This window comes from Bradyrhizobium stylosanthis, assembly GCF_001641335.1.
GTDB lineage: Bacteria > Pseudomonadota > Alphaproteobacteria > Rhizobiales > Xanthobacteraceae > Bradyrhizobium > Bradyrhizobium stylosanthis.
The window spans coordinates 747,042-765,560 of record NZ_LVEM01000003.1 but is presented as its reverse complement, the minus strand read 5'-3'; the positions used below and the strand labels follow the sequence as shown (position 1 = coordinate 765,560).

The window sequence follows — 18,519 nt, the reverse complement described above, 5'->3', positions numbered from 1 at the left end:
ATGGCAAGAGCAGCAAAATCCCAGGCAAAACCGCTTCGCGATGTCGCCGATCTCACCAAGGCGCAGGCCAAGGTCGAGCTCATGCGGCTGTCGCTCGAGATCGAGGGGCACAACGAGCGCTACTATCAGGATGACGCGCCGACCGTCACCGACGCCGAGTACGACGCCCTGCGCCAGCGTCTCAACGCGATCGAAAAGCGGTTTCCTGAATTCGTCAGCGCAGAGTCGCCGTCACAGAAGGTCGGCGCGGCACCGTCGGGGCGGTTCAGGAAGGTGCGCCACTCCGTGCCCATGCTGTCGCTCGACAACGCCTTTGCGGAAGAGGACGTGCGCGACTTCGTCGGCCGCATCGTGCGTTTCCTGAAGCTCGACGACGACAAGATCAATTTCTCCGCCGAGCCGAAGATCGACGGTCTGTCGATGTCGCTGCGCTATGAGGGCGGCGAGCTCGTCACCGCGGCGACGCGCGGCGACGGCGCGGAGGGCGAGGACGTCACCGCCAACATCCGCACCCTCGAAGACGTGCCGCAGAAGCTGAAAGGCCGCAACGTCCCTGATGTCTGCGAGGTGCGCGGCGAGGTCTACATGACCAAGAAGGCGTTCCTCGCGCTCAACGAACGGCAGAAGGCGGCGGGCGACACCATCTTCGCCAATCCGCGCAACTCGGCCGCGGGTTCGCTCCGGCAGAAGGATCCGGCCATCACGGCGTCGCGGCCTCTCGGCTTCTTCGCCTATGCCTGGGGCGAGATGAGCGCGATGCCGGAGCCGACGCAGACCGGCATGATCCATTGGTTCGAGCGCTGCGGCTTCAAGACCAATCCGCTGACAAAACTGTGCCACTCGGTCGAGGAGCTGGTCGCGTTCCACCAGAGCATCGAGGAAGAGCGCGCCGAGCTCGACTACGACATCGACGGCGTGGTCTACAAGGTCGATCGCATCGACTGGCAGGAGCGGCTCGGTTTCGTCTCGCGCACGCCGCGCTGGGGCATCGCGCACAAATTCCCGGCCGAGCGCGCCATGACCGTGCTGCGCGACATCGAGATCCAGGTCGGCCGCACCGGCTCGTTCACCCCGGTCGGCAAGCTCGAGCCGGTCGGCGTCGGCGGCGTGATCGTGCAGAACGTCACGCTGCACAACGAGGACTACATCAAGGGCATCGGCAACAAGGGCGAGGTGCTTCGCGAGGGCCGCGATATCAGGATCGGCGACACCGTCGTGATCCAGCGCGCCGGCGACGTCATTCCGCAGATCGTCGACGTTGTCCTCGACAAGCGGCCGAAGAGTGCCAAGGAATATGCCTTCCCGAAGAAGTGCCCGTGCCCGCTGCACACCGACGTGGTGCGCGGGGAGACGGCGGCCGGCGAAGAAGAATCCCGCGCCCGCTGCAGCGGCGAGTTCGCCTGCCCCTACCAGAAGATCGAGCACCTCAAGCTGTTCGTGTCGCGACGCGCCTTCGACATCGACGGTCTCGGCGAAAAGCAGCTCCAGTATTTCTTCGACGAAGGCTGGGTCAAGGAGCCCGCCGACATCTTCACGCTCGAGAAGCGCAATTCAAAACTCAAGCTCGAGGAGATCGAGGGCTACGGTGCGACCTCGGTGCGCAATCTGTTCGGCGCCATCGACAGCCGCCGGAAAATCGCGCTGGAGCGTTTCGTCTATGCGCTCGGCATGCGCCATGTCGGCGAGACCACGGCGCTGGCGCTGGCGCGGGGCTACGGCTCCTGGGAGGCCTTCCACGATGCCTGCCTCAAGGTTGCCAAGGGCGACGAGGAGGCGATTGCGGAGATGGACGCGCTCGATCAGATCGGCGACACCGTGATCAAGAGCATCGCCGACTATTTCGGCGAGAGCCACAACCGCGGCATCGTCGAACGTCTCGTGAATGAGCTCGAAGAGATCGTCGACGCGGAGAAGCCGAAGAGCAACTCGCCGGTCGCCGGCAAGACCGTGGTGTTCACGGGCTCGCTGGAGAAGATGACGCGCGATGAAGCGAAGGCGACCGCGGAGCGGCTGGGTGCGAAAGTGTCGGGCTCGGTGTCGAAGAAGACCGACCTGGTGGTGGCCGGCCCCGGCGCGGGCTCGAAGCTCGCGGATGCCAACAAGCACGGCGTCAAGGTGCTGACCGAGGACGAGTGGCTGAAGCTGATCGGGGAGTGAGGCTTTCCTCCTTCTCCCCTTGTGGAAGAAGGTGGCGCGAAGCGCCGGATGAGGGGTTCTATCCTCGAGGCAAACTTTGAGCGGGGCCGTGCGGAGAGAGACCCCTCATCCGGCGCGCTCCGCGCGCCACCTTCTCCCACAAGGGGAGAAGGAAGGAAGTGTCACATCATCCCGCTCTCTTCCTCCTCCGCCTGCCCGATCAGCGCTTCGCTCACCACCAGTTCGCGGCGGGGGACGACGAAGATCATCATGCAGGCGCAGAGCAGCGAGATCGCCAGCACTGCCGACGTCAGCGGCAGCGTCGTGGCGGAATGGCCGCCGAGATAGGCGCCGAATTGCGACATCAGCGCGCCGATGCCCTGCTGGAGGAAGCCCATCGCGCCCGAGGCGGTGCCGGCGGCTTCGGGGCGGATGCTGATCGCGCCGGCGGCGGAGTTCGCCATCACGAAGGCATTGCCGACCATCACGATCATCTGCGTTCCGAACAGCCAGGCCGGCGCCTCGTTCCACCCTGCGAAGCTCAGGAGCAGGTTCAGCAGGCTGCCGCAGAGCTGCAGGCCGAGCCCGAACCAGATCAGCTTTTCCAGCGAGTGCCTGGGCGCAAAGCGCACGCAGAGCAGGTTGCCGACGAGATACGCAAAGCCGGTCGTCGCGAACCACGCGCCATATTCGGCGCTGGTCCGTCCCATCTGCGTCACCACGATATAGGGGCCGCCGCCGGCGAAGGTGAAGATGATCTGGGAGGCCAGCACCTGGCACATCACATAGCCGATGAAGGCGCGGCTCTTGATCAGGGTGCCTACGTCGGTGCGAAAGCCGCCGCTGCCGACGGCGCGGCCGCGGCGTGTCTCGGGCAGCGCGATCGCGATGCCGACGGCGACTGTGATTGCGCCGATCGTGACGGCGTAGAAGATCGCGCGCCAGCCGAATGCGGTCTCTATCAGGCCGCCGGTGAGCGGCGACACCATCTGCCCGATCATCAGCGCGGCGACCACCAGGCTGATCATCGAGGCGACGCGTTCGCGCGGATAGATGTCGCGGATGATGGCGCGGCTGATCACCATGCCGGAGGCGCCGCCAAGCGCCTGGAAGAAGCGCGCTGCGATCAGCTGCGGCAGGGTCTCGGCGAAGATGCAGGCGATGCTCGCCGCGACCATCAGCGCGAGGCCGCCAAGCAGAACCGGGCGCCGGCCGAACTTGTCCGACAGCGGCCCCATGATCAGCTGCGACAACGCGATGCCGACCATGTAGAGCGACACCGTCATCTGCGCGATCGAGATGTCGCTGCCGAAGCTCGTCGCCAGCACCGGCAGTGCCGGAACCAGGATGTAGAGCGAGATCGGCGCGATCCCGGTCATGACCACGAGCAGCAGCAACACCACGCGCGAGGTCGCGATGTTCCTAGCCGTTTCCGGCGGCTTGCTGATCATGCCGTGCATAAAGAGTCCGTCTCGTCGAAATTCGAATCGACTGTAGCGTGCTTGCACAAGACGGAAATCGGCGTTTCGGAATGCGGCTATACGGATTCCGGGACGGTGCTGATGAGGGCGCAGTATGGCCGTTATTTTACGGGAGCGGGTATGCCGGGATGTTGTGCGGTCGTGCCGCATTCTCGGTGTCATTCCCCGCGCAGGCGGGGAATCCAGTACGCCGCGGCCTCTCAGGATACGTTTGTTGTCTCTGGAATACTGGATGCCCCGCCTGCGCGGGGCATGACGGCGGTGGCTGGGGAAGCAGCCTTGCGCAAATCGCGTAGCGCCATGCGTCGCGCTCTCGCGCGCGCTACGCCTTCAGCTCCGCCGTGGCCTGGTCGAGCCAGGCCCCGGTCGCCTCGTCGAGCGCCGGCCGCACCTCGGCCCGCACGCGCGCGTGGTAGGCGTTGAGCCAGTCGAGCTCGTCCTTGTTCAGCATCGCGACATCGATCAGGCGGCGGTCGATCGGCGCGAGCGTCAGCGTCTCGAAGGCGTTCATCGGCTTCTCGGCGCCCTTGATGCTGGCTTCGACCACCAGCTCGAGGTTCTCGATGCGGATGCCGAAACCGTCGGTCTTGTAGTAGCCGGGCTCGTTGGAGAGGATCATGCCTCGCTTCAGCGGCGTGGTGCCGAGCTTGGAGATCCGCGCCGGCCCTTCGTGCACGCTGAGATAGCTGCCGACGCCGTGGCCGGTGCCGTGTTCGAAATCGACACCGGCGGCCCAGAGAAATTGCCGCGCCAGCGTGTCGAGCTGCGCGCCCGTGGTGCCGTCGGGGAAGACCGCGCGGGCAATCGCGATGTGGCCGCGCAGCACGCGGGTGAAGCGGTCGCGCATCTCGTCCGTGGGCTCGCCGACCGCCATGGTGCGGGTGACGTCGGTGGTGCCGTCTTCATATTGCGCACCGGAATCGATCAGCAGCAGGTCGCCCGGCGCGATCCGCCGGTTGCTCTTGCGGGTGACGCGGTAGTGCACGATGGCGCCGTTCGGTCCGGTGCCGGAAATGGTCGGGAACGACACGTCCTTCAGCGCGCCGGTGTCGCGGCGGAACGTCTCCAGCGCCTCGACCGCGTCGATCTCGGTGAGCTTGCCGCTTGCCGCCTCGCGATCGATGAAGGCGAGGAAGCGCGCCAGCGCCACGGCGTCGCGCACATGGGCCGTCTTGGTGCCCTTGATCTCGATCGGGTTCTTGACCGCCTTGAGCAGCGCAATCGGGTCGCTGCCGCGCACCGGCTTGCCGCCGGCCCCCACGATCAATCGGCTCAGCGCGTCGGCCGCGGTCGCATTGTCGAGCGCGATCGTGGCGCCGCTCTTGGCGAGCGCCATCAGCGTTGGCGCCATCGCATCGGGCTCGCGCACGTCGGCGGACTGCTCGAGATGGTCGCGCGTCAGGTTGGAGAGTTTCCGGTGGTCGATGAAGATGGTGGGACGGCCGTCCTTCGGTACCAGCGCGTAGGACAGCGGCAGCGGCGTGTGCGCGACGTCGGCGCCGCGGATGTTGAAGGTCCAGGCCACCGCGTGGCTGTCCGACAGCACCAGCGCATCGGTGCCGAGCTTGGCGATCTCGCCCCTGATCTGCGTCAGCTTCTCGGCTTCCCCGACGCCGGCATGCTGGAGGTTGTGTACCGCGACCGGGGCGAGCGGCGGCTGCGGCCGGTCCTGCCAGATCGCGTCGATCGGATTGCCGTCGACGGCGACCAGTTCGGCGCCGGCCTTGGCGCAGGCGGCGGCGAGGCGTTCGGCTGCCGAAGAAGTGTGCAGCCATGGGTCAAATCCGAGGCGGTCGCCGGCTTTCAGGTGCGAGGACACCCAGCTTTCCGGCGGCGGATCGATCAGCGATTCCACCGCCCAGGCCTTCGCGTCGACCTGCTTCGCGGCCTGGATGGTGTAGCGGCCATCGACGAACAAGGCGGCCTCGTGCGTCAGCACCACCGCGAGCCCCGCCGATCCCGTAAATCCGGTCAGCCAGGCCAGCCGTTCTTCCGACGGCGGCACATATTCGTTCTGCTGCTGGTCGGCGCGTGGGATCACGAAGCCGGTCAGCTTGCGGCGGGCGAGTTCTTCGCGGAGCGCGGCAAGGCGCGCCGTCAACGCGACGCCGGCCTCCGGCTCCTCGAATGTCTGGAAGTGCGCTTCGAACATGGTGGATCACTTTAGGATCATGGGGATCGGTCCGCAATCTAGACGCATTTGCGTCGCATCTGGCATGGACTGTGCTTGAAATAGTTCCATTCGAGTTGAGTGGGGTAAAGGATGCGGCATTCGCGCTTCGTCCGGATAACAGGGAAATTCGAGCAAGTGGTTCATCTCAACGGCGAGGGGACACACGATGCCAGCGTTCACGTTTGAGAAGATTTCGCCGCCGGCGCGTCGCGCCCCGGCTGCGGCGACACCCAAGAAGCCGCGCGGTCTCATCAGCCAGATGATCGACCGTTTTGCCGAGCGCCGCGCAAGGCGCGCCCTGCAGCGCCAGCGCGCGCCGCGACAGGACGAGAAGCCGGCGGAGTGACGGTCTCGTAGGGTGGGTTAGCCGTAGGCGTAACCCACCACGGTGCGAATCCGCAGAGACGGGAGAGGTGGGTTACGCCAAGGGACTGCGCTGCGCGCAGCCCGGGGCCAACCCACCCTACGACACCTTCCGCAGCAACAGACTGCTCCATCCCTCGATCCGCAGGTGCCGCAACGGCACGAGCCCGCGCGCCCGGTAGGCCGCGATCACGGCGGGCGCCTGGTGGGTCAGGAGGCCGGAGAGGATGACGTGGGCGCCGGGTGCAAGGTGCCGCGTCATCGGGCTCGCCAATTGCCGCAGCGGATTGGCGAGGATGTTGGCTAGCACCAGGTCGAACGGCCCGCATCTGGCAAAATCGGGCGCGGCAAAGCCGGTGGCACGGATCACCCGCACGTTGGGGCCGACTTCATTCAGAGCGGCATTCTCGGCTGCCACCCGCACCGAGGGCGGGTCGATGTCGGAGGCCAGCACCGCGCGGTGCAGCGCCTTGGCCGCGGCGATGGCCAGCACGCCGGTCCCGGTGCCGAGATCGAGGACATCGCGGGGAAGGGAACTCTTCAGGACATGGTCAAGCAGGAGTAAACAGCCGCGCGTCGTACCGTGGTGGCCGGTGCCGAAAGCGAGCGCAGCCTCGATCTCGATTTTGAGCTTGTTCGGCGCCACGCGGTCGCGGTCATGGCTGCCGTGAACGACGAAGCGACCCGCCGGCACAGGGACGAGATCTTCCAGGCTCGCCTTGACCCAGTCCTTGGCCTCGACCGTGTCGAAAAGGAGCGTATCAGCGATGTCATTTCCTGCTGAAGTTGCAACGAGTTCGCGCAGCAATGCCTGGTCCGGTGCATCGGCGAAATGCAGCGTGACATCCCATTGTCCGTCGGGCCGCTCGAATGCGGCGACCGCCGCGTCACCTTCGAAAAACACCTCGGTCAGCACGTCGACCACGCGCTTTGCCGCGGCCTCGGTGCCGATCGAAAAGCTGGCGCGATGGGTAGGGGAAGGCTGCATGTTTTGGGGTCCGTCTGGTCAATTTTGGGTATTTTTGTCGTCAATTTTCCGCACAAGTTGCGAGTTCCGGATTAACCGGACAGAAGGTCGCACCCCGTAGATTTGCGGCTGTTGGGGAGAGCCAACACAGCTTGAAATTGAAACGGAGGCGTGTCTTGAAGCGCATGGTCTTGAAGTTCTGGTCCGACGAATCCGGTGCGACCGCAATCGAATACGGCCTCATCGCGGCCGGTATCGCGCTGGCGATCATCACCGTGGTGAACAGCCTGGGCAGCACGATGAACGAGAAGTTCGGTTCGATTAGCAGCTCCTTGAAGTAATTTCCGCCTCCGATTTCCCAGCGGGGGCATCTTTCTTCATAGACATCCAGACGAGCGCCCGCGCGGGGAATTGCCCTCGGCGGGCGATGTCGTTTTGGGGGGCTGCCTGAAACGCCCGGCCGCAGTTCAGTTCGAAATTCTCTCCACCTCTAGGCCTTCGAGGGTCGGATAGTGGACCAGGCCAGCCTCGTCGGTCTCCACGAGCGTCCCTTTTTCGAGACAAGCCCATTGTTCGGCCGGGTATGCCGGAGAAAATCTGCCCTCGGAGATCAGTGCGACCACCCGGCCGGTCATACCGCCGATCCGAATCCGGTCGCCGATCTCCATGCCCTCAGCTCCCGGATCTCAATCTGAGACACGAGCGCGCCCACAGGATGTCCACCTGTTTGTCGAGCCTTGTCCCATCACTCGTCCCCAGCTTTTCCACCGCGTTGTCCCCGGTCCTTGCCCGGCCGATACGGGGCGCTTCCACTTGCGTTTCACAGCTCTGCCAACAGGCTGTCCACAGCCCATCAACAGCCCTATCCACGGCTTCCGAACAGTGCGCGGTGGTCCCGCAGGATCACGCGTGCCGCATTGTGGCCGGGGGCGCCGGTGACGCCGCCGCCGGGGTGGGCGCCGGAGCCGCAGTGATAGAGGCCCTTCAGGGGCCCGCGATAATCGGCGTGGCCCAGCATCGGCCGGGCCGAGAACAGCTGGTTCAGCGTCAGCGCGCCGTGGAAGATATCGCCGCCGAGCAGGCCGAACTGCCGTTCGAGGTCGAGCGGGGACAGGATCTGGCGGCCGAGCACGCTGGAGGCAAAACCCGGCGCGTATTTATCCACCGTCGCGACCATGAGATCGGCGACTTCCTCGCGATGGTCGTCCCATGACGATCCGTCGGGGAGCTCCGGCGCCACGTGCTGGCAGAACAGGCTCGCGACATGCTTGCCGGCGGGCGCCAGCGTATCGTCGAGCGTCGAGGGGATCAGCATCTCAACCACGGGTGACCTGCTCCAGCCCTGCGCCCGCGCATCGAGATAGGCGCGGTCCATGTAGGGAAGGCTCGGCGCCAGGATGATGCCGGAGGTGAGGTGATCGCCTTCGCCGGGCAGCGCGGTGAAGGAGGGCAGGCGGTCCAGCGCCACGTTCATGCGGAAGGTGCCGGAGCCGTTCTTCCAGTTCTTGATGCGGGCGAGGAAGTCCTTGGGCAACGCGTCGGCTGCGATCAGCCGCGTATACAGCAGCTTCGGATTGACGTTGGCCGCGACATATTTCGCGCGGATCGTCTCGCCGTTCTCCAGCACGACGCCGGCCGCGCGGTCGCGCTCGACGATCACCTCGCTCACGCCGGCGTCGGTGTCGATCGTGGCGCCCTTGTCGCGCGCGGCACGCGCCATCGCCTGCGTGATCGCGCCCATACCGCCGATGGCATGACCCCAGACGCCCTTCTTGCCGTTCACCTCGCCGAAGGCGTGATGCAGCATCACATAGGCCGAGCCGGCGGCGTAGGGGCTGGCGTAATTGCCGACGATGGCATCGAAGCCGAACAGCGCCTTGACCAGATCATGCTCGAACCGTTCGTCCAGCATCTCGCCGGCCGAGCGCGTGAACAGATCGAGCAGGCTGCGGCTTTGCTCCAGCGTCAGGCCGCGCAAGATGTTGGCGCTCTGGAATGCGTTCACGGCCTCGCGGATCGCACCGGTGCCGAAGCCGTCGAGCAGGTTCGGTGGTGCGCGCAGCACGAACTGTCTGAGCACGTCGGCGATGTCTTCCAGCTCGCGCGAGAAGCCGTCGAGCGCTTCCGCATCATGCGCGTTGAGCCGCGACACTGACGCTTTCGTCCGTCCCTCGCCGGTGAGGAGGTAGCTGCCGTCCGGTGCGGGCAGGAAATTCTGCGCACGGCGTTCGACCACGCGCAGGCCCTGCTCGGTGAGCTTGAGGTCACCGATCACCTGCGGGTTGAGCAGGCTCACGGTGTAGGCGGCGACCGAATTGCGAAAGCCGGGGTGAAACTCCTCCGTCACCGCAGCCCCGCCGACCACCTTGCGCCGTTCGACCACGCGCACACGCAGGCCCGCCATCGCGAGATAGGCCGCGCAGGTGAGGCCGTTATGGCCTGCGCCGATAATGACGACGTCGGTTTCGGTCATGATTTCCTTGGTGTCATTCCGGGGCGACGCGCAGCATCGAACCCGAAGTATCGAGGTTCCGGGTTCACCTCTTCGAGGCGCTCCGGAACGACATCTGTATATCAAGCATTCCCTGCTGCAACATCACGACACCCTTTATTGCCCGTTCAGGCGCCTTGTGCTCCATTGCACCCCATCCGGCGCCCGCCGGGGGCAATATCCGCCGCGTTTCCCGCGCGAACCGGTGCCTACTTCGCTGGAAAACGCTTTGCCGGAGCTTTCATGGATTCGATCGTGCACCCCGCCGCCACGGAGCAGCCGTCGTCGTCGCGCAACCGGCTGTTGCTGACGGTCTACACCGCTGCGATCTTCGTCAGCGCGCTGCTGCTGTTCTCGGTGCAGCCGCTGTTCACGAAGATGGTGCTGCCGCGGCTCGGCGGCTCGCCGGCGGTGTGGTCGGTAGCCATGGTGTTCTTCCAGTCGCTGCTGCTGGCGGGTTATGCCTATGCGCATCTGCTGATGCAGGCGAGGAACCGGATCGTTCCGGTCGCGGTGCATCTGGTGCTGCTCGTTCTGGCTTTCGTCACGCTGCCGCTCGGTATCGCCACCGCCTATGGCGAGCCGCCGGCCTCGGGCTACGCGTTCTGGCTGCTCGGCCTGTTTGTGGTCTCGATCGGGCTGCCGTTCTTCGCGCTCGCCGCCAACAATCCGCTGCTGCAAGCCTGGTTCGTCCGCACCGGCCATCCCGCCGGGCATGATCCCTATTTCCTCTATGCCTCCTCCAACATCGGCAGCTTCCTGGCGCTGTTGTCCTATCCCTTCCTGCTTGAGCCGATGTTCTCGCTGCACACGCAGAACCGGTTCTGGACCGGCGGCTATGGCCTGCTGATCCTCCTGATCGCCGCCTGCGGCGTGCTGCTGCTGCGCTCTCCGAAGCTCGCGGCGGCCGACGCGCGCACCGAGGAGGTCAATGCGCCCGCACCGGGCCTGATGACGCGGCTGCGCTGGATCTTCCTCGCCGCGGTGCCGTCCGGCCTGCTCATCGCGGTGACCGCGCACATCTCGACCGACGTCGCTGCGGCGCCGCTGCTCTGGGTGCTGCCGCTGTCGCTGTACCTGCTGACCTGGGTGGTGGTGTTCCAGTCGCGGCCGCTGCTGCCGCACAAATGGATGCTGATGCTGCAGCCGGTCGCGATCGCCGGCGTCGTCGTCCTGCTGGCTTTCGGCGGCGAGCAGAACCTGCTGCTGACGCTCGGCGGTCATCAATTGTGCTTCTTCGTCATCGCCATGGCCTGTCACGGCGAGCTGGCACGGACGCGGCCGGCCGCCAAATATCTCACCGGCTTCTACGTCGCGCTGTCGTTCGGCGGCATGGTCGGCGGCCTCTTTGCCGGCCTCGTCGCGCCCTTCACCTTCTCCTGGATCGCCGAATACCCGATCCTGATCGCGCTTGCCGTGCTATGCCGGCCGTCTGCGAACGAGCGTCTTGCGGGGATCGTCAAATGGTACTGGCTGGCGCTCGCCGCGCTCGCGGTGGCGCTGATCGCGCCGTCCTATACGACCGGCAATCTTTCGACCTGGTTCGAGGATCACCGTGTCTGGGTCGCCGGCGGCGTCGGCGTGCTCGCCGCGCTGCTGACACTGGCGCTCAATGCCGGGCGCTGGAAGATCTTCGCCACCGTCGCGCTGGCGCTGGCCTTGATCAGGATCTATCCGGCGGACGAGGGGCGCGTCACCACGGTGCGCAGCTTCTTCGGCGTGCACAAGATCGTGGAGACGCCCGGCGGCTATTTCCACGTGCTGATGCACGGCACCACCATCCACGGCGCCGAGCGCTTCCGCAACAATGACGGCACGCCGGTCACCGGCCGCCCCGAGCCGATCACCTATTATCACAAGGACGGCGGCATCGGTCAGGCCGTCACCGCGATCCGCGAGCGCAAGGGCGCGCCGCTCAAGGTCGCCGCGATCGGTGTCGGCTCGGGTACGCTCGCCTGCGCCGCCGAGTCCGGCGAGGACTGGAAGTTCTTCGAGATCGACCAGTCCATGGTGGATGCCGCGCGCGACCCCAAGAACTTCCGCTACATCTCGAGCTGCATGCCGGAGATGAAGCCTGTGATCGGCGACGCGCGCCTCACCTTCGCCAAGGAGCCCGACGGCGCTTACGATCTCATCATTGTCGATGCCTATTCGTCCGATGCGATCCCGATCCATCTCGCCACCGAAGAGGCGATGAAGATCTACAAGGACAAGCTCGCGCCGCATGGTGCGGTGGTGATGCACGTCTCCAACCGCCACCTCGATCTGGAGACCGTCGTGGTCGGCATCGCCGACGCCAACGATCTCAAGAGCTGGGTCTTCAACGAGGATTCGGGCCGCGATGCCGACTACATCTTCTCGACCGACGTCGTGATCTCCGCGCGGGAGGAGGAAGACGTCGGCAAGCTCGCCGCTTCCAAGTCGTGGGAGCAGACCGAAGCCGACGACAGGGTGCGGGTCTGGACCGACGATTATTCCAACATCCTGGGCGCGCTGTACCGGCGGTTGCGGGACGGGGAGTAGGGGCGGCCGAAAACAAGACGTGCAGATTTTGTCGGAGGTCGTCATGCCCGGGCTTGTCCCGGGCATCCACGTTCTTCGATCCGCGCGTCCAAGACGTGGATGGCCGGGTCAAGCCCGGCCATGACGGCGGAGAGATTCTAAGGCTCCACCGGCGTCCCCGCCGGGAGCGCAATTCCCTTCTCGCCTGCGACCTGCCGCAACAGGTCCGGATTGTCCGAGATGATGCCGTCGACGCCGATGTCGATCGTCCGCGCCATGTCGTCACGCTTGTTCACCGTCCAGACCACGACGCGCAATCCCAGCGCATGGGCCTCGGCAACAAGCGCCGCGGTGACGTCGCCGAAATAGGGCGACCAGATCGCGCCGCCCGCAGCCTTGATGGTTCGCGGCAGCGAGCCGCCGTGATCGGCCGGGCTGAAACCCGCGGTCCAGTTGGTGGCCTTGTCGAGCACCACCGTCGGAGCCGAGCCGCGCTGGAGTGTCAGGTACACGGTTGGAATTTTCGGCGCCCGCTGCTGCACGAGCTGCAGGGTCCGCCAGTCGAACGACTGGATCATCACGCGATCGGAGAATTTTTCGGCGTCGATCAGGTCGAGCAATGGAGTGACGAAACCTTGCGGGTCGAGGGATTCGTCCGGGTGGTTCGGATCGATCTTGGTCTCGATGTTGAAGCGCACGTTGGCGTTGCCGGACCTGCGCACCAGCGCGAACAGCTGCTTCAGCGTGGGGATGCGCGTCCCCGGCACGGCGCGCTGCTCGGGGAATTGTTTGGCGTAGGCGCTGTCGGGGCGGATCTGGCCGACGTCATAGGTCCTGATCTCGTCGAGCCGCAATTTCACGAACGGCGTGCCGGGCGCGGTGACATAGGCGCCGCTCGCATCGCGTGCGAGGTCGGGGTTGAGCCCGCGTTCATGCGAGATGACGATTTCCCCGTCGGCGGTCACGCCGACGTCGAGCTCCAGCGTGTCCACGCCCATCGACAGCGCGTTGGCGAAGGCGGGCAGGGTGTTCTCCGGCAGCAGCGCCCGCCCGCCGCGATGCGCTTCGAGATCGAACGCCATGGCTTGTTCCGTATGGGCTGGTCCCGCAGCGAGAACCGCGAGCACGGTCAGGATTGTCGTGGCACGTGACGGCATCACAGTCCGGGGGGGCAAGAGGACGGCGGAATTCTAACGCAGGTCCGGCCTATTCTATAGGCTTTTGCGCCTGTTGAAACCTCGGGCTGCGGCTTGGGTTGCGTCTGCCAGGCTTGTATGTACTCATGGACGCCGCCCCGGAATCCCGCCCGTGCCACAGAAACGCGATCACCGCATCATTCGCAGCCGGCATTTTCACAAGATGCAGCGCCGGCATTTCATCGTGTTCGACATTCTGCCCTTTGTCGGCACGCTGGTTGCACTTGGACTTCTGTTCTATCGCCCGGTCGGCGTGATGGAGCTCAGCCTGTTCCTCGGCTTCTGGCTGATCACCGGCCTCGGCCTCACCGTCGGCTACCACCGGCTGTTCACCCATCGCGCCTTCGCGACCTCCACGACCATGAGCGCGACCCTGATCGTCATGGGGTCGATGGCGGGGCGCGGCCCCATGCTGTCCTGGGCGGCGATGCATCGGCGCCACCACGAGCTCTCCGATCACGACGGCGATCTGCACTCGCCGCGGCTGCATGGCGGCGGCCTGATCGGGCGCCTGCGGGGCTTCCTGCACGCGCATTTGACCTGGATGATCGCGCACGATTATCCGAACGTCGCGCATTATGTGCCGGACCTGATGGCGGACCGCAGGCTGGTTGCGGTCAACAGCTATTATTACAGCTGGGTCGTGCTCGGTCTGCTGCTTCCCGCGGCGATCGGCGGCCTCGCGACCATGAGCCTGTGGGGCGCGCTGACCGGCATGCTCTGGGGCGGCGTGGTGCGCATGTTCGTGGTCGAGCAGACTTTCTCCGCCATCAACTCCATCATGCACACGTTCGGTACGCAGCCCTTCGTCACCCGCGACGACAACAGCCGCAATCTGGGCGTGATGGCCTGGATCGCCTGGGGCGAGGGCTGGCACAACAATCACCACGCCTTTCCCTATTCCGCCGCCTTCGGTCTGCGCTGGTTCGAGTTCGATCCCGGCTTCATCTTCATCCGCGCGCTGGAGGCGCTCGGACTTGCCTGGGACGTCAAGGTGCCGAGCGAGGAGAAGATCGCGCGGCGCATGCTGCGGCAGCCGGGCGATGCGACGGCGCCCGACCTGGAAACGGGCTGAGCGTCATCGGCCGGCGCGAGGGCCGGTGATGGCGCGGCTTTGATCCGATGCTCTTCAACGACTATCCCTTTCTCCTGGTCTTCCTGCCGGCGGCATTGCTGATCTACCGCCTGGCCGATCCCTATCCGCAACTCCGGATCGGCGTGCAGGTCGCGCTGTCGCTCGCCTTCTACGCCTGGGGCAGTCCGTCCTTCATCGTGCTCCTGATCGCCTCGATCGCGATCAACTGGGCCGCCTCGGTCGCCTATGGGCGGGTGAAGTGGAAGGCGGTGCTGAGCCTGGTGATCGTGCTCGATCTCGCGGCGCTGGGGCTGTTCAAATACGCCAACTTCCTGCTCGCCAATCTTGGCCTCTTGCTGGGCGCGAAGCTGCCGTCGCTCGAGATCGGGCTGCCGCTCGGCATCTCCTTCTTCACCTTCCACCACATCATGTACCTGGTCGATCTGAAGCGCGGCAAGGCGCCGCTCTACGCGCTCGACCGCTATGCGCTCTACATCGCCTTCTTTCCGCAGGCGATCGCGGGACCGCTGGCGCGGTGGTCGGAGGTGATGCACCAGTTCGGCCGGCAGGTGTACGCACCGGGCTGGCAGCGCCAGTTCTGCATCGCGGCCTGCTTCATCGCGCTCGGCCTGTTCGAGAAGGTCGTGATCGCCGACAGTCTCGCGCGTCTGCTCGATCCCATTTACGAGGAGGCAGCAAGCGGACCGCTTGCGAGCGGCGATGCCTGGCTCGCCTTCTGTTTCTCGTTCCAGATCCTGTTCGACTTCTCCGGCTATTCCGACATCGCGATCGGCCTTGGCCTGCTGTTCGGCGTGCAGCTGCCGTACAATTTCAATGCGCCGCTGCGCTCGACGAATATCCAGGATTTCTGGCAGCGCTGGCACATCACCCTGATGCTGTTCCTGCGCGACTATGTGTTCTACCCGCTGGTCAACACGCGCCTCTTGCCGCGTCGCCTTCTGCCGGTGCAGTTCTTCGGCGCGATGATGATCACCATGGCGCTGTGCGGCCTCTGGCATGGCGCGAGCTGGACCTTCGTTCTCTGGGGCGTGCTGCACGGCCTTGCGCAAGTGATGTGTTCGCTCTGGCGCCGCTACGGGCCGGATTTTCCATCATGGCTCGGCTGGGCACTCACCGTGCTGTTCGTGCTCGCCACCGGCGTGGTCTTTCGCGCGGGATCGGTGGAGGCGGCGTGGCATGTGTTTGCCGGGCTTGCCCAGCCATGGCCGCTCGACCGCGGCAAACATTTGTGGCCGCTGGTCGTAGCGCCGTTGTTCGCCTTTCTGCTGCCGGCGAGCCAGGACATCGTCGCGGCGCTGACCCGCCGCCCCAATCCGTGGCTCGCGGCTCTGCTCGGTCTTGTGTTGTTCGCACTGCTGCTTCACATGGGTGGTCGGGATCTCCATGAGTTCGTCTACTTCAAGTTCTGACACTGACCCGGGCTGGGGACGGGGCCTGCTCGCGTGCCTGGGCACGCTGACCGGCGCTGCGCTGCTGGTGCTCGGATTGATGGTGCTGGTCGATCCCTATGACAGCGGCAAGCTTGGCCTGCTCGGGATAAACGGCGTCGACAATCGCCTGACGCAGATCACGGCCGCGAGCCGCGCACGGAATCCGGACTTCAATGCCGCCATCCTCGGCAATTCGACCGCGCAGATGATCGAGCCGGCGGAATTGTCGCGTACGACGGGTTTGCGCTTCGTGCAGCTCTACATGACCGGCGGCCTTCCCCGCCAACAGCTCGCGGTGCTCGATTTTTACTTGCGCAACCACAAGGAAGTGGGCGCGCTCGTCATCGCAGCCGATCCGAGCTGGTGCGCGCATGCACGGGAGAAGAAAGAGGGTGGCGTCCCGTTCCCTGACTGGCTCTACGACAGAAGCGTCGTCACCTATGCGGTGCGGCTGATCTCCTGGCAGGCGATCGAGCACGCCTTTCAGCGCATCAGCATTGGGCTCGACCGGCGGCCGCGGATGAATCCGGACGGTTTCGTCAGCTACGAGGATATCTGGCCGCCTGGCCAGTTCAGGGAGGTCGGCTGGCCCACCGATCCGGCGCCGGTTGCGTCGGCCGAGATGCGGGCGACATTTCCCGAGATTGCGGCGCTGACGAGCCTGGTCGAAAAGCTGAAGGCAGATGTGCCTGTCGTCATCATCGTGCCCCCGACCTTCGCGGCCACCGTGCCGAAACCCGGCACGGAAACCGCCGCGGAGCGAAGTGCCTGCGATGCCGCGCTGAAGAAGGTCGTGGCGGGCCGCCCGCGCAGCAACTTCATCAGCTATCGCGTCGACAACGAACTCACCCGCGACCGCGCCAATTTCGCGGACTACATCCACTACCGTCGAACTCTTGCGCGCAAGATCGAGCAGGGGATTGCTGCGAGCCTGCGCGACGGGGAGAGCGCGAAGATCGATTTCTGAGCCGGCTCAGCCGATCTTCTCGAAACCGCCCTCAAGCCAGAGCCGGCGCGCCAGCTTGCGCTGGATCTTGCCGCTGGTGGTCTTCGGCAGGCTGCCCGGACGGATCAGCGCGACGTGGCGCGCCGAGAGCTCGTGGTTGTCGGCGACGGCCTCGCGGATCCGGCCCTTGATGTCCTCGCTGTCGATCGCGTGGCGCGCGGTGCGCTCGACCTCCTGCACGATCACCAGTGCTTCTTCGCCGGTCTCGTCCGGCACCGAGAACGCCGCGCCGCAGTTTTCGCGCAAAGCCACGTCGAGCGATTGCACCGTGCGCTCGATGTCCTGCGGATAATGGTTGATGCCGCGGATGATGATGAGATCCTTGATCCGCCCGGTGACGAACAGTTCGCCGCTGTCGTCGAGGAAACCGAGATCGCTGGTGCGGAGCCAGGGGCCGTCCTCGCCGGCGATCTCCGCGTTGAGCGCCCCGCGCGTGGCTTCATCGTTGCGCCAATAGGCACGTGCGACGTTGGCGCCGCTGACCCAGATCTCGCCGACATGGTCCGCCGGCAGCCGTGTACGCTTCTCCGGATCCACGATGGCGATCTGCTCGCCCTCGAGCGCGCGGCCGCAACCGACCACGATCTGCGCGTCGTCGTCGCCGGAAGGCGTCTCCGCCGCATGCGCCTGAAGCGCGGTGCGGCTGACGGTGCGCGTGATGTGACCATCGGCGCGGCGGCCGCCGGAGATCAGCAGCGTCGCTTCCGCCATGCCGTACGCCGGATACATCGCGCGCGGATCGAAGCCATGCGGCCCGAATGTCGCGATGAACCGGTCGATGGTTTCCGCGTGCACCGGCTCGGCGCCGTTGAGCGCGATCCTGAGCGAGGACAGGTCGATGCCGTCCATCTGGTCGGCGCGATAGCGGCTGACGCAGAGGTCGAAGCCGAAATTCGGGCCGCACGCCACCTCCGCGCGATAATGCGAGATCGCGCGCAGCCAGCCGAGCGGCCGCTGCATGAACGCGTTCGGCGCCATCAGCACGCAGGCAGCCCCGACATAGAGCGTCTGCAGCGCGTTCAGGATCAGACCCATGTCGTGATAGAGCGGCACCCAGTTGACGTAGGTCGATTGCCTCGTGTTGCCGAGCGCGAGCCGGATCATCTCGAGATTGGCGAGCAGGTTGGCATGGCTCACCATCACGCCCTTGGGCTCGGACGTCGAGCCCGACGTGTATTGGAGGAAGGCGATATCGTCCGGCGTCGATGCGGTCAGATCGACCGCCGCGCCGTCATGACCCAGATCGACCTCGATCCAGCGGATGTTCGCGAGTGCAAAACGCGCCTGCAGATCACCGCGGAGCGCGAACGCAGACGTGGTCAGCGCCAGTGCCGGCGTGCAATTGGCAAGGATCGCGGCGCTGGCATCGCGCGCGCTGTTTCGCCGCGGCATCATCATCGGCACCGCGATGATGCCGGCCATCAGGCAGCCGAAGAATGCCACCAGGAATTCGAGGCCGGGCGGAAACACCAGGATGGCGCGATCGCCGGGGCGTGCGGCCGCACTCAGGCGCGCGGCGAGCGCGCTGGCGGCGTCGTGCAGTTGGCGAAAGGTGAGGGCTGCTTCCTCCGTCCCGCGATCGGAGACGAAGACATAGGCGCGGTCGTCGGCCTGTTCCACCGCGCGCCGGGCCAGCACAGCCACGAGCGAGCGGAAATTGTCCATCGGAGTGCGCCGG

14 protein-coding genes are annotated in these 18,519 nt (G+C 65.6%); 7 read left to right on the top strand and 7 right to left on the bottom strand.

Annotated features, from left to right (window positions below; genetic code table 11):
- Positions 1–2,157: an NAD-dependent DNA ligase LigA gene (gene ligA, locus A7X65_RS23360; protein ID WP_063689302.1), complete on the top strand. Its 2,157-nt coding sequence runs from the start codon at positions 1–3 to the stop codon at positions 2,155–2,157.
- Between the two features lie 161 nt (positions 2,158–2,318).
- Here the strand turns inward: ligA and A7X65_RS23355 are convergent, their stop codons facing one another.
- Both A7X65_RS23355 and A7X65_RS23350 read right to left on the bottom strand, forming a co-directional pair.
- Positions 2,319–3,596, bottom strand: a complete 1,278-nt coding sequence (locus tag A7X65_RS23355; RefSeq protein WP_063689299.1) for a multidrug effflux MFS transporter — start codon at positions 3,594–3,596, stop codon at positions 2,319–2,321.
- Between the two features lie 343 nt (positions 3,597–3,939).
- Positions 3,940–5,769: an aminopeptidase P family protein gene (locus A7X65_RS23350; protein ID WP_063689296.1), complete on the bottom strand. Its 1,830-nt coding sequence runs from the start codon at positions 5,767–5,769 to the stop codon at positions 3,940–3,942.
- A gap of 187 nt (positions 5,770–5,956) precedes the next feature.
- On the opposite strand from A7X65_RS23350, the gene A7X65_RS23345 reads away from it, so the two are divergent.
- A complete protein-coding gene (locus tag A7X65_RS23345) occupies positions 5,957–6,136 on the top strand; it encodes a hypothetical protein (RefSeq protein WP_063689293.1) in 180 nt (59 codons plus the stop codon).
- Positions 6,137–6,253: 117 nt separating this feature from the next.
- Here the strand turns inward: A7X65_RS23345 and A7X65_RS23340 are convergent, their stop codons facing one another.
- A complete protein-coding gene (locus tag A7X65_RS23340; RefSeq protein ID WP_063689290.1) occupies positions 6,254–7,141 on the bottom strand; it encodes a 50S ribosomal protein L11 methyltransferase in 888 nt (295 codons plus the stop codon).
- Between the two features lie 164 nt (positions 7,142–7,305).
- On the opposite strand from A7X65_RS23340, the gene A7X65_RS23335 reads away from it, so the two are divergent.
- Positions 7,306–7,461 carry a Flp family type IVb pilin gene (locus tag A7X65_RS23335; RefSeq protein ID WP_145665476.1) on the top strand — a complete coding sequence of 52 codons (156 nt, stop codon included), beginning with the start codon at positions 7,306–7,308 and terminating at the stop codon, positions 7,459–7,461.
- A gap of 126 nt (positions 7,462–7,587) precedes the next feature.
- Here A7X65_RS23335 and A7X65_RS23330 read toward each other — a convergent pair whose 3' ends face one another.
- The gene (locus A7X65_RS23330) at positions 7,588–7,788 is read right to left on the bottom strand and encodes a hypothetical protein (RefSeq protein WP_063689284.1); all 201 of its coding nucleotides are present in this window, start codon (positions 7,786–7,788) and stop codon (positions 7,588–7,590) included.
- Between the two features lie 194 nt (positions 7,789–7,982).
- The gene (locus A7X65_RS23325) at positions 7,983–9,593 is read right to left on the bottom strand and encodes a phytoene desaturase family protein (protein ID WP_063689281.1); all 1,611 of its coding nucleotides are present in this window, start codon (positions 9,591–9,593) and stop codon (positions 7,983–7,985) included.
- A gap of 261 nt (positions 9,594–9,854) precedes the next feature.
- On the opposite strand from A7X65_RS23325, the gene A7X65_RS23320 reads away from it, so the two are divergent.
- Positions 9,855–12,134, top strand: a complete 2,280-nt coding sequence (locus A7X65_RS23320; RefSeq protein ID WP_063689279.1) for a fused MFS/spermidine synthase — start codon at positions 9,855–9,857, stop codon at positions 12,132–12,134.
- Positions 12,135–12,271: 137 nt separating this feature from the next.
- On the opposite strand, the gene A7X65_RS23315 is transcribed toward A7X65_RS23320, so the two are convergent.
- Positions 12,272–13,270 (bottom strand): glycerophosphodiester phosphodiesterase, encoded by a 999-nt coding sequence (locus tag A7X65_RS23315; RefSeq protein WP_063689276.1) that lies wholly within the window; start codon positions 13,268–13,270, stop codon positions 12,272–12,274.
- Between the two features lie 151 nt (positions 13,271–13,421).
- On the opposite strand from A7X65_RS23315, the gene A7X65_RS23310 reads away from it, so the two are divergent.
- The 3 genes from A7X65_RS23310 to A7X65_RS23300 are packed head-to-tail and all read left to right on the top strand — an operon-like array spanning position 13,422 to position 16,802.
- A complete protein-coding gene (locus A7X65_RS23310) occupies positions 13,422–14,384 on the top strand; it encodes an acyl-CoA desaturase (protein WP_245323785.1) in 963 nt (320 codons plus the stop codon).
- Between the two features lie 47 nt (positions 14,385–14,431).
- Positions 14,432–15,814, top strand: a complete 1,383-nt coding sequence (locus tag A7X65_RS23305) for an MBOAT family O-acyltransferase (protein ID WP_063689273.1) — start codon at positions 14,432–14,434, stop codon at positions 15,812–15,814.
- Positions 15,789–16,802 (top strand): hypothetical protein, encoded by a 1,014-nt coding sequence (locus tag A7X65_RS23300; RefSeq protein ID WP_063689269.1) that lies wholly within the window; start codon positions 15,789–15,791, stop codon positions 16,800–16,802. The genes A7X65_RS23305 and A7X65_RS23300 overlap by 26 nt, the downstream gene beginning before the upstream one ends.
- 6 nt (positions 16,803–16,808) lie before the next feature.
- Here A7X65_RS23300 and A7X65_RS23295 read toward each other — a convergent pair whose 3' ends face one another.
- Positions 16,809–18,506 (bottom strand): fatty acyl-AMP ligase, encoded by a 1,698-nt coding sequence (locus tag A7X65_RS23295; protein WP_063689266.1) that lies wholly within the window; start codon positions 18,504–18,506, stop codon positions 16,809–16,811.
- Positions 18,507–18,519 lie beyond the last annotated feature (13 nt).